The sequence below is a fragment of the Ignavibacterium sp. genome, assembly GCF_025998815.1.
Lineage (GTDB): Bacteria > Bacteroidota > Ignavibacteria > Ignavibacteriales > Ignavibacteriaceae > Ignavibacterium.
Genome location: NZ_AP026678.1, coordinates 2,650,476 through 2,666,632 on the forward strand (window position 1 = coordinate 2,650,476; position 16,157 = coordinate 2,666,632).

At 34.3% G+C, this 16,157-nt stretch carries 16 protein-coding genes; 3 read left to right on the forward strand and 13 right to left on the reverse strand.

Going from position 1 to position 16,157, the window contains the following annotated elements:
- Positions 1 to 81 precede the first annotated feature (81 nt).
- Entirely contained in the window at positions 82 to 1,026 is a 945-nt protein-coding gene (locus Q0X14_RS11495) for a hypothetical protein (RefSeq protein ID WP_297838600.1), read from the reverse strand.
- A 229-nt stretch (positions 1,027 to 1,255) separates the two neighbouring features.
- The gene (locus Q0X14_RS11500) at positions 1,256 to 2,119 is read right to left on the reverse strand and encodes a polyphosphate kinase 2 family protein (protein ID WP_297838602.1); all 864 of its coding nucleotides are present in this window, start codon (positions 2,117 to 2,119) and stop codon (positions 1,256 to 1,258) included.
- A 55-nt stretch (positions 2,120 to 2,174) separates the two neighbouring features.
- Between Q0X14_RS11500 and Q0X14_RS11505 the strand changes: the two genes are divergently transcribed.
- On the forward strand, positions 2,175 to 3,635 hold the full coding sequence (locus tag Q0X14_RS11505) for an alpha/beta hydrolase-fold protein (RefSeq protein WP_297838604.1): 1,461 nt from the start codon (positions 2,175 to 2,177) through the stop codon (positions 3,633 to 3,635).
- 17 nt (positions 3,636 to 3,652) lie between these two features.
- Here Q0X14_RS11505 and Q0X14_RS11510 read toward each other — a convergent pair whose 3' ends face one another.
- The 11 genes from Q0X14_RS11510 to Q0X14_RS11560 form a co-directional block, all read right to left on the reverse strand.
- Positions 3,653 to 4,126 carry a hypothetical protein gene (locus tag Q0X14_RS11510; protein WP_297838605.1) on the reverse strand — a complete coding sequence of 158 codons (474 nt, stop codon included), beginning with the start codon at positions 4,124 to 4,126 and terminating at the stop codon, positions 3,653 to 3,655.
- Positions 4,127 to 4,250: 124 nt separating this feature from the next.
- Positions 4,251 to 5,063: an MOSC N-terminal beta barrel domain-containing protein gene (locus Q0X14_RS11515; protein WP_297838611.1), complete on the reverse strand. Its 813-nt coding sequence runs from the start codon at positions 5,061 to 5,063 to the stop codon at positions 4,251 to 4,253.
- 5 nt (positions 5,064 to 5,068) lie between these two features.
- Positions 5,069 to 6,439 (reverse strand): TIGR00341 family protein, encoded by a 1,371-nt coding sequence (locus Q0X14_RS11520; protein WP_297838614.1) that lies wholly within the window; start codon positions 6,437 to 6,439, stop codon positions 5,069 to 5,071.
- A gap of 84 nt (positions 6,440 to 6,523) precedes the next feature.
- Entirely contained in the window at positions 6,524 to 7,279 is a 756-nt protein-coding gene (locus Q0X14_RS11525) for a Mut7-C RNAse domain-containing protein (RefSeq protein WP_297838617.1), read from the reverse strand.
- Positions 7,276 to 8,226 (reverse strand): glycosyltransferase family 9 protein, encoded by a 951-nt coding sequence (locus Q0X14_RS11530; RefSeq protein WP_297838620.1) that lies wholly within the window; start codon positions 8,224 to 8,226, stop codon positions 7,276 to 7,278. The genes Q0X14_RS11525 and Q0X14_RS11530 overlap by 4 nt, the downstream gene beginning before the upstream one ends.
- A gap of 81 nt (positions 8,227 to 8,307) precedes the next feature.
- A complete protein-coding gene (gene hemB / locus Q0X14_RS11535) occupies positions 8,308 to 9,294 on the reverse strand; it encodes a porphobilinogen synthase (protein ID WP_297838623.1) in 987 nt (328 codons plus the stop codon).
- A gap of 80 nt (positions 9,295 to 9,374) precedes the next feature.
- Positions 9,375 to 10,748: a protoporphyrinogen oxidase gene (hemG, locus tag Q0X14_RS11540; protein ID WP_297844749.1), complete on the reverse strand. Its 1,374-nt coding sequence runs from the start codon at positions 10,746 to 10,748 to the stop codon at positions 9,375 to 9,377.
- Positions 10,749 to 10,890: 142 nt separating this feature from the next.
- Positions 10,891 to 11,337 (reverse strand): thioredoxin family protein, encoded by a 447-nt coding sequence (locus Q0X14_RS11545; protein WP_297838626.1) that lies wholly within the window; start codon positions 11,335 to 11,337, stop codon positions 10,891 to 10,893.
- Positions 11,338 to 11,410: 73 nt separating this feature from the next.
- Positions 11,411 to 12,955 (reverse strand): 4-alpha-glucanotransferase, encoded by a 1,545-nt coding sequence (gene malQ / locus Q0X14_RS11550; protein ID WP_297838629.1) that lies wholly within the window; start codon positions 12,953 to 12,955, stop codon positions 11,411 to 11,413.
- Between the two features lie 127 nt (positions 12,956 to 13,082).
- Complete coding sequence (locus tag Q0X14_RS11555) at positions 13,083 to 13,640, reverse strand: outer membrane beta-barrel protein (protein ID WP_297838631.1); 558 nt, start codon at positions 13,638 to 13,640, stop codon at positions 13,083 to 13,085.
- A gap of 123 nt (positions 13,641 to 13,763) precedes the next feature.
- Positions 13,764 to 15,023 (reverse strand): hypothetical protein, encoded by a 1,260-nt coding sequence (locus Q0X14_RS11560; RefSeq protein WP_297838634.1) that lies wholly within the window; start codon positions 15,021 to 15,023, stop codon positions 13,764 to 13,766.
- A gap of 238 nt (positions 15,024 to 15,261) precedes the next feature.
- Between Q0X14_RS11560 and Q0X14_RS11565 the strand changes: the two genes are divergently transcribed.
- Positions 15,262 to 15,876, forward strand: coding sequence for a YqaA family protein (locus Q0X14_RS11565; protein ID WP_297838636.1), 615 nt, complete (start codon positions 15,262 to 15,264; stop codon positions 15,874 to 15,876).
- Between the two features lie 16 nt (positions 15,877 to 15,892).
- A complete protein-coding gene (locus tag Q0X14_RS11570) occupies positions 15,893 to 16,081 on the forward strand; it encodes a hypothetical protein (protein WP_297838639.1) in 189 nt (62 codons plus the stop codon).
- Positions 16,082 to 16,157: the final 76 nt, after the last annotated feature.

Here is a 16,157-nt window from a genome sequence, read left to right on the forward strand (position 1 = left end):
AAATTTTTGTTCGTAATAAAAATCAAGCCCATCGACAGATGGGCTTTTGAATAAGGTGAAGAGGAGAGATATTTTTATCATTTACTCAATCTCAATCAAAATCTGTCCATCAAAATCTCTTTCGTGATGTTTTTTGAAAAGCTCTTTGTATTTATTTACTAATTCCTTTGGCAAATCTTGACCATTAACAGATATTTTATCGTCATTCATCTTGAATCTTAACTCTGAATCAATCGAATCAAGGTATCCGTCTTTAACAAGTTCTTCCTTTAATTCATTTACAAAAGACTTTGTTTTCTTGTGTTCAGCTGCATTCTTCTTCAATTCGATAATTTCAATGTTTCTTTTCTTTAAATCTCTGAACTTTCCTTTCAAATCAATATCAATGCTATCAAGTTTTTTCATCTCTTCACGAAACTTTTTCATTTCTTCTTTGAACTTATCTCTGTCGAATTCAGGTGGTTCTGGTGGAATAATATTTTTGAAGTGCTTTTTAAACTTGTGCATCTCTGATTTCATATCATCAGGATTTATGTGGATTTCAAAATCTTTGTCTTTCAATTCTTTCAGCATACTGTCAAGTTCAATTCTCATATCTTTTAGGAAGTCATCATCAATTTTAAATTTGAATGACATCGGGAAGTCAAATTCATCTTCATCTGACTCTGATGTATCCCGCCCGGCAGAATCTTTATCAATAAAAATTTTTATTCGTTTTGATTTATCCTTGTTAGAATAGGAATCCTTTGTGAGATTCTTTAATTCATACATAACGAGATCTTTGTAATTATCTATCTCATTGTCGGGAAGTTTCTGATTATTCTTATAAATCGATTTGATTTTATCTCCATCGAATTCAACTCGATAGTTGTCACTTCCATCTTTGAAAATGAAGGTTTTGTCCGCTGTTGCAGTTTCCGAGTTCCTGACAGTTTCACCCGAAGAACAGGCAGTTAAAAGTAGCAATGAAAAAGAAATGGAAAGAAAAAAATATCCAAACTCTTTTGTTGTAGCTATTTGTTTCATATTAACCTCATTAGTTATTATTTCTGATTATTAAGACTTAAACGAATTTTAAATTGTTTCGTGCATTAAGTTGTAATTCAAAGAAAGGTAACAGGAAAGGATTAACGGAGTTGGAAAATGTTCATCAGAAAAGCTTTATCCCTTTATTAAAGTTTGGATGACAATTGTTATTGAGTCAAAACCAGGAGAAGAAACTCTTAGATATTTTTCTAAATAGAAGAACCAAATTTTATTTTTCGTTCAGCAGGATTTCTTTGCATTTCTGAAGTTGTGCTATTTGTTCATCAGAAAGTTTAGGATAATCCGGCTTCAGTTTTTTCATTGTCTGAACAATCACTTCACTTACAGCCAAACGCGCAAACCATTTTTTATCAGCCGGAATGATATACCAGGGCGCGTATTTTGTGCTTGTTGCTGAGATTGCATCCTGATATGCTTTCATATACTCATTCCAGAATTTTCTTTCATCAACATCTGCAGCAGAAAATTTCCAGTTCTTTGCCGGGTCTTCAATTCTTGACAAAAATCTTTTCTTCTGCTCTTCTTTGGAAATGTTTAGAAAGAATTTGATTATAAATGTTCCGTTTTCATATAAATATTTTTCAAAATCATTTATCTGCCGGTATCTTTTTTCCCAGATATTATCATCAATTAACTCTTCCGGAAGTTGCTGATACTTAATTAAGTTATGAACTCTTACAATCAAAACATCTTCATAATGTGAGCGATTGAAAATTCCAATTCTTCCTCTTTCCGGAACCGCTTTCTGAATTCTCCACAGATAACCGTGGTCAAGTTCTTCTTTTGATGGTTGCTTGAAACTATAAACCTGAGTGCCCTGAGGATTAAGTCCACTCATTACATGTTTTATTGCACCGTCTTTACCTGCAGCATCCATTGCCTGAAAGATTATCAGAATTGAATATTTGTCCTGCGCATAAAGTTTATCCTGAAGCTCAGCCATAGTTTCAATATTTTTTTTCAACATCTTTTCAGCTTGATCTTTAGAATCAATATCTGCAGTGTAATCGGTTTTAAATTTTGATAAATCAAATTTGCTGTTGTGCTTTGCGATAAATTTTGATATGTCCATCTTTGAAATGCTCTGATTATTTTAGAATAAATGATTAATTAAAAATAGTAATACTATGAAATTATATCTAACAATCCTTCTATTAATTTTAGTTGCAACTGTAAACGCTCAAAATCAATTTCAGCAGTTTATAAATTATGTTAATTCACTTCCTGATCCGACTTCAAAACAAACTGCAGTTGATAGTTTTGTTGTTTATGCAAGAACCCAGGGTATTCCTTTTATAACCGGCGACTCGGCTAATTTTATTTATCGCGGAAGTGTAAGCTCAATTTCAATTGCCGGAGATTTTAACGGATGGACTCCAAACTGGAATATGACGAATCTTTCAGGAACAAACTTCTGGTACTACTCCAAAGTTTTTGAATCAGATGCAAGACTCGATTATAAGTTTGTAAGAAATGGAAATGATTGGATACTTGATCCGGAAAATCCGAGACAGGTAAGTGGTGGATTCGGACCTAATTCAGAGCTTGCCATGCCGGATTACATTCAGCCATGGGAAATTAATTATCGAAGTAATATTCCTCACGGTACGATTGTAAACAAAACCATTTATAGCATAAATGTTGGCGCTTACTATCAATTAAGAATTTACCTTCCACCAGGATATGATTCTACTTCAGCAGAGAGATATCCAACAGTTTATTTTCAGGACGGATTTGAATACATAACGCTTGGAAGCGCTGTAAATGTGATTGATAATCTGATAGACAGCAATAAAATCAATCCTGTTATTGCTGTATTTGTCAGACCAAATAACAGAAACGAAGAATATGCCGGTTCAGTTCGCGTTCAATACAGATTATTTTTTGTGAATGAATTGGTTCCTTACATTGATGCAAGTTTTAAAACAATTGCTTCTGCAGATAAAAGACTTGTACTTGGAGATTCATTCGGAGGGAACATTTCCGCACTGATAAGTTACAATCATCCAGAGGTTTTTGGTTATTGTGGATTACATTCAGGTGCATTCTGGCCAAACAATTACGAAGCATATAATCTTGTTGTAAATGGTCCTGTAAAAAATATTAAATGGTGTTCGGTTTGGGGAACTTATGAGGGTTCGTTACCTGCAAATATGAGAAACTTCAGAGATTTTCTTCTTCAAAATAATTATCAGCTAAGTTGGGAAGAACGCCACGAAGGACACAGTTGGGGTTTATGGCGTGCAACAATTGATAATATGCTCATTTTCTTCTCACCATTCGAACCAAATTCAATTGAATCAGACGATAAAAGTTTACTTAATGAATTTTATCTTGAACAAAACTTTCCGAATCCATTCAACCCAAGTACTAAAATCAGTTGGCAGTCACCAGTAGGCAGTTGGCAAACAATAAAATTATATGATTTGCTTGGAAGAGAGATTGAAACAATAACTGATGGATATTATGAAGCAGGATATCATTTCATATCTTACACGGCTGGTTCTAAACTGCCAAGTGGGGTTTATTTCTACAAGCTTCAGGTTGGTAATTTCTCTGAAACAAGAAAAATGATGTTGCTAAAATGATTTTGCTTGTATAAAATCTAATTCATTACAAGCTTCATATATTCATCCAGAAAATTGCGACTGAAGTGTGGGTCAACAGAAATCCAGAATAACAGATTCTGGTGTGCGAAAACATAATGCACCTGACCAAGTCCCATGCAACTATAAAGTTGTTTGTTATTTATATTGTGATAAGTTCCCCGAACAAACATTGAGTTCTCCGGAGATATTTTCCCGGTCATTTTCCTGAAATCCTGATATGCCGTTTTTTCATCAGTGTAATAAGTTATGTAGATTGTTGCATTACCAATTTCACCAGTATAAAATCCAACTTCATTTTTTTCTGTTGCAACATTCTGAAAATGCAGCTTGTCAACAAAATCCTTAGCTTCCTTTCCGGTAAGTTTTCTGTTCAACTTCATGCCCCAGAATTCTTCGGGCAAATAATCTCTGTTTGAAGAACAGGAAAGGAAAGAAAATGTAATCAGAAAAAATAATAAAGTGTTTTTCATACCAATCAGAATTTTTTGCCGTGAATAAAAGAAATTTGAATTGATTTTTCAACACACTAAAAGAGTTTTTTTCCGGATGGTTTTGTTTTACTTCTTCGGGGTACAACAAGTAATTAAAAGCTAACTAAAGAAGTGTAATATTATCACCAACTTTTACATTGCCAGAATTGTAAGCAACCAGGTTCATTCCGAACAAAACTTTATTTCCATTTCTTCTGAATGTTGAAAGAGTTCTCAGCGGCTCATTACTTCTTTCCGCAGTTTGCTGATCGGTTGTTGTAATTACACAACGCGCACAAGGTTTTACAGCACGAAATTTTATTTCGCCAATAAAAAAGTCTTTCCAATTATCTTCTTCAAAAGGTTGTCCTCCCGAAAATACCAGGTTTGGTCTGAAACGATTTATTGGTAATGGATTTTCTAATCTGCGATTTAAATCATCAAGTGATGATTGTCCGATTATCAGGAAAGGATATCCATCAGCAAAACCAACGATGTGTTCATCAGTCACATATTTTCTTTCACGATCAACAATTCTTATTTCATCTTCGGGCATATAAACTAACCTGCATTTTGTACCAATCATATCAGAAAAAAAATCATCTGCTTCTTTTGATATGAGGGAAGCTTCGCAGATGTCATCCCAGATTTTCACTTTTATTTTATTAAGTGAGGTAACATTTTCGTTATTGAGTGAAAGAATGATTGAATGGTTTAATTGAGAGTGATACACTTTTAAAGTATTATCTTCAATTTTTGTTTTTAATAATGCCATTTGCGGGAAGTCTCTTTGAGTGATAAATATTCCATTCTCATCAACAAGCATCATTCTTCTATCGTATTGAAGTCCTCTTCGCTCAACAAAAGCTTCAGTTAAAGAGATTCCACCGAGCGATTTAATAGGATAAACAAAAATTTCAGTTAGTGTCAAACTCATAATATTTAATTAACTATCAACTTAAAATTATCGGAGTTAGTTCTTTCTTTAAGCCAGTTATTAAGCTTTCTTCTTTCAGTTCCGGAAACTCGAGAGCCAAATCTTACATATCCGATTGTAACAGTATCAATTTTATTTTCTTTAAAGTTCATCACAAAAGAACGCTGCACAGACAATTCAGTAATGTTATTAAAAAGAGCTTTGGCTTCCCGGGATATTTCTTCTACATTAAATTGATTTTTTGAATACAATGCAATCTGACTTTCCAGCAATTGTATCTGTTTGTCTTTGTTTTTAATTATCTCTTCATTCTTGCGATAAAGTTCCTCGATCACTCCGGCACGAAGTGCACTTAAATCAACACGACTTCCTTCCGCAACCCCTTGCTTTACAACCAGCTCTGCATCTTGTAGTTTATACTTGGGTAACTTTTGTCTTGCAATATCAATTAAACTTGATTCAATTGGTGCCCCAAGCATAAATACTTCAATCTTCACACGACTGGAATCAAAATTAACTTTTCTGCTGATTACCTGAGAATTTGGAAAGTTTAATTCATTCTGAATGAACTGTTGAGCATTCTTTTCAATGAAGGTTCTGTTAACAATGTTGTAAGCCATAATAATGCTTGGAATAACTGTGATAAGAACAACTGCAATTATTGACCTTTTAACTTTCACTTCTTTTAGTGGATCAAGAAATTCTCTCTTGTGGAATTTCATAAACCTAACGATGATATAAGTGGCAAGACTAATAAACACACTGTTTATAAAAAAAAGATAAAACGCTCCGAAGAAATATGACAGGTTACCACTTGCAAGTCCGAATCCAGCAGTGCAAAGCGGAGGCATCAAAGCTGTGGCGATAGCAACTCCCGGAATTACATTGCTTATACTTTTTCTCGTTGCAGCAACTATTCCGGCAAGCCCACCAAATAATGCAATAAAAACATCCCATATTGTCGGAGTTGTTCTTGCAAGTAATTCTGATTGAGCATCGCTAAGTGGTGTAATAAGAAAATAGAATGTTGAAGTGATTACACTTATTAAAACAGCAACGCCAAGATTTTTATAAGATTTTTTTATCAGCTCAAAATCGTTTATTCCAATTCCTAATCCGATGCCCATTATTGGTCCCATAAGCGGAGAGATAAGCATTGCACCGATTATCACAGCCGTTGAATTTACATTTAATCCTATTGATGCGATAAAGATTGCAAAAATTAAAACCCACAGATTCATTCCGCGGAACTCAATTCCTTTTTTTACATTCTCAATAATTTCTTCTTCAGATGCTTTGTCTTCTTCAAGATTAAATCTATCGTGTAGTATCTCTCTTAACAAAACAATTAAACGAAGATTTTTATTGATTTTCATTTTAATATTCCCTTTGTAAAACTTTTGTGTAAATGTAAGAAAATCGGATTAAAGAAGCAGAGGAAAAAAGAAATGAAATATTAATTAAAACATTTTCGAAAATGTTTTTATGAACAAATTCATGTTATTAAAGTGGCTTCCTGCCCAATAAATTTTTTTGCAATTGACGCAATAGAAAAATTTATTTTGTTGATTTTTAACATTCTCGGGAAGCAAATCGATGATATCCTTCTTTGCAATTCTTACCAACTTATTGCCGCATTCAAGACAGAGTGTGAACGGTTTGATTATTTTATGAAGCTGAAATCTTTGCAAGACTTCTGATGTTTGTTTTTCAGGATCATCATTTCGCACAAAATAACCATGAGTCACTTCGCTTCTTTTTAATAAGCCAATATCTCTTGTAAGAATTGTACGTTTTTCTGATAGCGCTACTTCAACGATTTTTTCATCGCTCAGATTATTTTTATAATGAACATCTATTCCGAACATTCTTAAATTTCTTGTAAGCTTTCCAAGGTGAACATCGCAAATGAATTTTGGTTTACGCAAAGGTTTCGGACGAAGATGTTGCACATCTGAAATATCAAGACTTTCAAAAACCGGATAAACTGAAATATCATCTCCGTCTTTAATAAGATAGTTAAATGAAACCGATTTGCCATTAACAAGAATCAGATCAACTTCGGTGTGAGGGATACCAAGTGATTCAATCAAATCCTTTACGGAGGTTCTGTCGATAAAGTTGTGAGTAAATCTTTTTTTCTGTTTTTCTTTTGGAAGGAAATCGTTTAACTCTTCATAAAATCTTATAAAAACTCTTTTCTGATTTATTTTCATTTTAGTTCAATTACTTTTTCAGCCAGAGTATAAATATCTTCAACGGCTATGTCTTCAATCTTTTCCGTTTGTGATTTAATGAAGAAAGAGTTTTTATTTATTGGTGCCCATTCATAAGGATTAGTCGGACCAAAAAGAGAAATCATTTTAGCTCCCGAAAATCCTGCAATGTGCATTGTTCCTGTGTCGTTAGTTATGTAAAGATCTACGAGTGATAAAATTGCTCCAAGTTTTTTAACAGGAAAATTGTGGGCAATTGTATATTCAATTTTTTCATTATCCAAATCAGATTTTATTTTGCTGATTATTAAATCGTCAGTCCACCCGGAAGTAATTAAAATATAATTCCTGTATTTTTGATAAATCATTTTGATTAACTGAATAAATTTTTCTGTTGGATAAGTGTTCGCTTTTTTACCAGCGCCGGGATGAAATGCAACTATTTTCTTTGAAGAATTATTAAAATTTTCTTTAAGAAACATTTTTGCGAAAGTAATCTCATTTTCAGTGAATGAAAATTTTATTTCGTCCATCTCATCGTCTGTCAATTCAAATCCTGCAAGTCTTGCAATTTCAAGATTACGAACAAGTTGATGTTTGTTTTTCCAGGTAAAATCATTTTTAAGATTAAGTAAAAATGCCGATTTGTTTTTAGTTCCATCAACAGAATTAACACCAACTCTTACCTTCGCACCGGATAAAAAATTAATCAAATGTGATGTTCTCGAAATCTTTATTGTAGAAGGAACAAAGCCATACTGATATTTCCTGTCACGAAGTTGCTTATAAAAATTCAGAACAGTTTTGGAGGAAGATTTATCATAAATCAAAACACGGTTTATATATGGATTGATTTCAAAAAAAGGTATTTCATAATTTGTTTTGGAAGCAACTAAAGTAATGTAAGAATCAGGATACTTTTTTTTGATTGCTTTAAAAAGACTCAATGAACATAACATATCGCCAATCTGATTATGCTGGCGAACGACGAGAATGTTAATTTCTTCTTTTGTGATTTAATACACCAACTATTTATTTGTTTTATCTATCCACTTTGCTAAATCTTTGGCAAAATATGTTAAGAACATATCAGCGCCTGCTCTTTTAATCGCAAATGCCGCTTCAACCATTACGCGTTCTTCGTCAATCCATCCATTTGCACCAGCAGCTTTAATCATTGAGTACTCACCACTAACCTGATAAGCTGCCGTTGGCATTCCAAATCTCTGTTTCACTTCTCTGATTACATCAAGATATGGTCCCGCTGGTTTAACCATAACAATATCAGCACCTTCTTTAATATCTTCTTCAACTTCACGAATTGCTTCGTTAATATTACCAATATCCATCTGATGTGATCTTCTGTCACCAAAAGCCGGAGTTGATTCTGCCGCATCTCTGAAAGGTCCGTAAAATCCGCTTGCATATTTAGCGGCGTAACTCATAATTGGAATTTTATTAAATCCGTTATCATCAAGAATTTTTCTGATTGCAGCAACTCTTCCATCCATCATATCAGATGGTGCAATCATATCTGCGCCTGCCTGAGCGTGAGTGAGTGCTTCTTTTGCAAGGAGTTCGACTGTTTCGTCGTTAAGAATTTCTTCTCCGTGTAAAAGTCCGCAATGCCCGTGTGAAGTATACTCACACATACATACATCGGTTATAACAACTAAATCTTTTACTTCCTTTTTAATTGCCCTTACAGCTCGTTGAATTATTCCTTCCGGGTCATAAGCTTCAGAACCTTTTTCATCTTTGTGTTCCGGAATTCCAAATAAAATGATTGCAGGAATTCCAAGATCCCGAACTTCTTTGCATTCCTCAACAATTTTATCGATAGACATTTGATAAACTCCCGGCATTGACTTAACCGGATTTTTTACATTGCTTCCGGGAACAACAAACAATGGATAGATAAGATCGTTTTTGGTAAGAACGGTTTCTCTCACCATATCTCTGATAATAGGATTATATCTTAAACGACGGTGACGAATGATCGGATAAGTTGACATTTTAATCTCCTTTTTTGTTTAGCGGCCTTGACTCTTTGCGAAAAAATATGTTCACGATGAGAACCAAAGTCACTAATAAGTTATAATTGATTTACAATTTTTTCAGTTACTAATTCTGCATTCTTTATGCAATCTCCAACAGAAATTCCACCTCGGAAATTTCCACTTATGAATAATCCCGGATTTTGCTTTTCAAATTCGTCAAAAAATCTTTCGTGTTCAATGTAACCAATGTTGTACTGTGGAATAGCTTTTTCCCAAAATCTGTTAGCAGAATAAACCGGCTGACCATTTATTTTCATCAAATGTTCAAATTCTCTTCTAACTTTCTCGAGCAATTTATTCCTGTCTTCTTTAACAAAATCGGGATTGCGGCTTCCGCCAATGAATAAAGTAAAAGTAGCAAAGCCATCATCTGCACGATATGGAAAAATAACTGAACTCCATAAAGCACCAAGAAAAGATTTTTTTTCTTTTTCCGGAATTAAAAAACCAAAACCATCAAGCGGCTGCTGAATATCTTTTTTATTGTAAGCAAGAAAATAAACCAATACTGGTGGGTAATAAATTGAATCACAATGTGTTTTAAATTTCCCGTTGAATTTTGTAAATAAATCTCCGGCAACATAAGATGGAACAGTGGAAAGCACGGCATCACAGACTATTGCTTCATCTATTCCGTTATGTCTGTATGATACAATGTATCCATCAGCAGTTTTATCTATAGAATTAACTTCTGCGGAAAGGATTAATCTATCTCCAAAATAATTAGCAATTGCTTTTGGCAAAGCAATCATACCGCTCTTGAATGACAGCATTTTTGCAGACTGTTTGGATTTTTCAGCTCTTCTTTTTCTTTCTCGAATGCTTCTGATTGTTCCGATAATTAATCCACCATATTTTTCTTCCAAAGCATAAAGTTTTGGGAATGCTGATTTAACGCTCAACTCTTCAGGTCTCCCGGCATAAACTCCGGCAACAAAAGGATTGATTGCATAATCCAGAAATTCCTGTCCGAGTCTTCTTCTTACAAACTCTGCAAGACTTTGATAGTAACCATCTGCTGATCGTCCGATAAATGGTTCTGCGAGTAATCTGAATTTTGCTTTTGTAGAAAATAATTTTGTTTTGATTAAAGCAGGCGGAGACATCGGAAGAGCGTGTAGTTCATCATTTCTTAAAATATATCTTTTATTAGCTGCCTTGTTTGCGTATAGTAGTTCATCTTTTAGATTCAGTTCTTCTACAAGTTGTGATATTAATGGAGTTGTTTCAAGTGCACTGTTAGGACCACGATCGAACAGAAAACCATTTTCTTTAATACTTTCAATTGAGCCACCAACTTCAGATTTTCTTTCTAATATTCTGATATTAAATCCTCTTTTAGAAAGAAGGTAGGCTGTTGTAAGTCCTGAAATTCCTGCACCAATAACTACGATAGTTTTTGACATAATCTTTTGAAATTTTTGTGGTCAAAATTAGTGAAAGCGAAAGTATTTAGGAAGGTATTAAAGAAGAGAGAATTAAAATAAGAGGCAGCACAGACATCATTAAAAAATAATTTAATGAAAGTCTGTGCTGCAAATAAAAAATGTTTTACATATAAGACTTCAAGTGATTAACATAATTTACTGGTCCGCCCGGTTGATATCCGGTTTGTAAAATAACATCTCCGTTTTTATTCAAAAGAAATATTGTTGGAAATCCTTCTACACCAAATCTCTGAGCAAGCTGATTGTTATACATTTTTGTTTCCATCGATTGCTCGATGTTTTTCGGGAAGTCAATTTTTACAAGTATCAGATTTTCTTTTGCAAATTTTTCAAATTCGCTTTGTGAAAACACTTCATTACTTAATCTCTGACACCAGATGCACCAATCGCTTCCGGTGAAGTTCACTAAAACAGTTTTATTTTCTTTCTGAGCTTTTTGTAAAGCTGTTTCCAGATTTGTTTCCCAATCAAGATTATCTGTTGTGCCGGCTTTTTTACAACCTGCTAATACTGAAAGTATTAAAACGAATGATAAAAATATTTTTTTCAATTCAATCTCCTGATTTTTTATTGATGTTAGATTAAGTATATGAAAATTAGTTTCTGAATTATTTATAATATTTTTAATCGGCTTCTACTGTCTCTATTTTTTCAACCTTTTTTGGTGCAGGCGGTCTTTCGTAAAGCTTTGCAAGACCGAGATATTTCAGATGAAGATTCTTATCAATTTGATCCCAGGTAAATCTCCATGTCCAGTTTCCACCTAATTTCCCCGGGAAATTCATTCGTGCTTCACCGCCAAGATTGAGAATATCCTGCATCGGAATGATTACAAGATTAGCAACAGAAGCATAAGCCAAACGAATTAATTCATATACCACATCATCACCAAAATAGTTAAGATATTTTTGCATATGCTCATAAATATCTGAATCTTTATCCTGTTTTGCTTTTTCGAAATAAGCACGCGTTGTATCATTATCGTGAGAACCGGTGTAGACAACACAGTTCTGAACATAATTATGTGGAAGAAATTTTGTCTCCATACCAGTACCAAAAGCAAACTGAAGTATTTTCATTCCGGGAAAATTAAACATATCTCTCAATGCTTCAACTTCAGGTGTAATAACACCAAGATCTTCAGCCAGAATAGGAACATCACCAAGATGATTGATAATTGATTTGAATAATTTTTCTCCGGGAGCTTTAACCCATCTGCCTGTTTCAGCTGTTGGTGCATCGCCGGGAATTTCCCAGTAAGCTTCGAATCCTCTGAAGTGATCAATACGAACTATGTCAACCAGCTTAAACAAATTTGCAAATCTTTTTCTCCACCAAAGGAAATCATCTTTTTCCATTTCTTTCCATTTGTAAAGAGGATTACCCCAAAGTTGTCCTGTCGGTGAAAAATAATCCGGTGGAACTCCCGCTACTGTTTCAAGTTTTCCGTTTTCATCCACGGTGAACAAATGTTTATTTGCCCAAAGGTCTGCACTATCATAAGCAATGAAAATAGGCATATCACCAATTATCTTAATTCCTTTTAAGTTTGCATATTCTTTAACAGCATACCATTGATTAAAAAATTCATATTGAACAAACTTGTGATAAAAAATATCGTCGGATAATTTTTCTTTCCATTCACTCATCGTTTTTTTATCTCTGTGCACAAGACCTTTATCCCAATCCTTCCAGACAATTCCTCCGTGAGCATCTTTTGCAGCCATGAAAAAGGAAAAATCATCGAGCCAATCTGAATGTTCTTTTTCAAAGGATTCAAAATCATTCTTATAACTTTTGAATTTATCTTTAAAATTTTGGAATGCTTTTCTGAGTAATGATTTTTTATATTCAATTACCTGACCATAATCAATCTGATGTGGATTGTGGTCAGGAATATCTTTTAAGTCATTATCTGAAAGCAATCCTTCATCCTTAAGTTTATCAGGACTAATTAAATTTGGATTTCCGGCAAATGCAGAAAAACATTGATAAGGCGAATCACCATATCCGGTTGGACCAAGAGGAAAAACCTGCCAGAGTTTTTGTCCTGCTTTCTCTAAAAAATCAATAAACAAAAAAGCATCATTTCCGAGATCTCCAATTCCGTATTTCGAAGGAAGGGAAGTCGGGTGAAGAAGAATTCCAGCATTGCGCTCAAATTTCATAAATAGTCCTTTATAAATTAAAAAAAATACTTTTGCAAAGATAAACTATTGAGAAGTTGAATTCGAAGTGCATAAAAAAGGCGGACAAGATTTTCGCCCGCCTGATTTGGAAACTATGTGTTAAATTTTATAATGCAAAAGCTACACCGGCATTAACACTTAAGTGCGTGGTTGATGATCCTTCAGTAAATATCATATTATATTTAGCTGTCACATCAAGTGAGGTTTTAGGATTAAATTTGTATAAGAAACCAACTCCGGGTGCGATGCCAAATTTAGTTTCGGTAGAAGAGTCGTCAATCGTGAATCCGAAAAGTGAGCCTTTAACCGAAGAAGCCAGCATATGCAATCCTGCTTCGGCTGCGACATAAGGTAGAAAATGCCCTTTGCCGAAAGCATATCTCAATCCAACTAATATTGGAATATCTGAGAAAGACACTTCATAACCAGGAATGCTTTCTTTTGTTCCCCATTTAACATATCCTACTGATCCGGTTACATCTAACATTGGAGATACTGAGTAGGTAAAAGTACCGGTAGCGCCAAATCCTGTTCCAGCTCCATCACCGAAATCCCCGGTTGGGAATGAAACTAAACCCTGAACAGAAGCGCCCATTTTACTTTGAGCGTTTGTAAATGCAACTGCGAATACAGTTACAAATAGAACGAGAAGAAGTTTTTTCATATGATTACCCTTGCGATTGTTGAAAGTTTAGTTATTTAGTACGATGCAAAAATAAATAATCATTAAAATTTTGCAAATTTAAATTAAAGGGGTTGTGGGACTACAACCCCATTGAAAATAAAATCAGAAGGCAAAGCTTCCTGATAAGTATGCAAATGATCTTACACCGCCGCCGATAAGATTAAATCCTTGTCTTAATACATCATCGTTGACTGTTGCATCAAGTGTAAAACCACCAAATCGGAAACCCACACCAAGTCTTACATCGCCTTGTCCAAAACCAGTACGTGTGTTCTCATCAACTGTAGTTGGTGATGCGATTGTTTGATTTGTTAGTGAGAATGTGCTAGCTACATAACCTGCTCTACCAACTAACCATTCTGTAAACTGCCATTCAGCACCAAGATTCCAGGCAGGGAATACTATGCGTGAATCAGAAAGTTCGGGACTAACGCCTGAGACTGATGAGATTGTCTGTGATTCGTACATAAATGCCGGACCACCAGAAATTAACAAGCTACCGCTCTGATAAACCAATCCTGCACCGACACCAAGCCCCATAAATGATGGTAAATCAGTTGAATTGCTACCAACTTTATATGTTCCTGTTGAATTGTAGAACATTACTGATGGAACTAAAGAAAACTTGCCACCTAATTTGAAGAATCCACGGGCATTAAACATTAAATTTGTTGCAGAAGCTTCTTCTTTATCACCAGTTCCCGGAGTGTAAGTAGCTGAAGGCATCGATAAAGAGAATGCAGCATCCAAACTGAATGTGGAAGAAATTTTACCAACAGTAGCTAAATTTAAACCAAATTGGCTTGCACTGTTTTTATCACCATTACCTGTTGCCGGTTTGAAATCATTTGTGGTTGAAGCATAAGAAACGCCCAAACCTACTGTAAAATCTCCAAGATTATAGGAACCCAATAATGTAAAATTATTATTCAAAGGAATTACATCTGCTGCTGGATTTGAGTTAACAATTCCAACAACATTATTTGGATCTAAGTAAGCAATAGAGCTGCTTGATAAGAAATCATTTCTGGTAAGTAAAGCACCTAGTGTAAATCCTTTAGAAACCTGATAGTTGAATCCCACAAATTGTCCGAATCCATCTTCCGGATTTCCATTGTTTCCGCCAATATCTCCCCAAAAGAAATTTGAATAAACTGATGAATAAGCAGAATTATATTTGATATTATCCGGATCAACGATGTAAGGGTTATCGCCCATACTGTATAAACGGGCATAACCGCCATAACGATTGTCCTTTACTCCATCCTGAGCAAAAACGGATGAAGAAAAAATTATTATAAAAGAGAAAAGCGAAAGAATCGCCAACCCTTTTGATAAAAAATGAACTTTAGAAATCTTCATAGAATCTCCTTTTAATTGTTTATAAATTCGCCAAATTTTTGGCTGCTAAAAATTAAACAATTTTGTGCCATAGTCAAGAGGGCAGTAACTTATTTTTTTTGAAAGAGTTAACTGCATCAATTTAAAGAAGTGTTCTAAATCACGGGCGGATTTTCATTTTTATAAAATGAATTTTTGCTTTTGAAGTTTTCAACTTTAGTGTAAATACTTATGTTTGCACAAATATTTTTTGGTTAAAATGAAATTGTTAAGAAAACTTTACGACTGGGTTCTTCACTGGGCCGAAACTCCTTATGGACCGATAGCTTTATTTATTCTTGCTTTTGCAGAATCATCTTTCTTCCCAATACCACCGGACGCTCTTTTGATTGCTTTGGTACTTGGTGCTACGACAAAAGCTTTCAGGTTTGCACTAAATTGCACTATTGCTTCAGTTCTGGGTGCTTTGCTTGGTTATACCATCGGACATTTTCTGTGGTGGACACCTTCAAACGAATTCACTTCAATTGCAATGTTTTTTTTTAATAACATCCCTGGCTTTACGGAAAAACTTTTTTTCGATGTTCAGAAAATGTACGATCAATACGATTTCTGGATTGTTTTTACTGCCGGCTTCACGCCGATACCTTATAAAGTAATTACTATTTCGTCAGGTGCGTTTAATATCAATTTACCGATGTTTGTTTTTGCTTCAGTCATAAGTCGAGGTGCAAGATTTTTTTTGGTGGCTTTTCTGATATGGAAATTCGGGCCACAGATAAGAACTTTTATTGACAAATATTTTAACTGGCTGGCAATCGCTTTTACCGTTTTATTAATAGGCGGATTCGTCGTAATCAAATATGCAATTTGAGAGAAAGGGAAATTTTATGAAGAAAATAATCTTATTTATAACATTAACGATTTTTACTTTACCATTATTTTCTCAGCAGTATGAAACTATCAAAAAGTTTGATCCCACAAGAAATCCAGAGCAAGATCTTAAAAATGCGATTGAATATGCACAGAAAACAAACAAAAGAATTATTCTTGATGTTGGTGGAGAATGGTGCATTTAGTGTCATAGGATCGATTCTTTTATTGAATCTCACAAAGACATAAAAGATTTTTTAGATAAACATTTTGTTGTTTTAA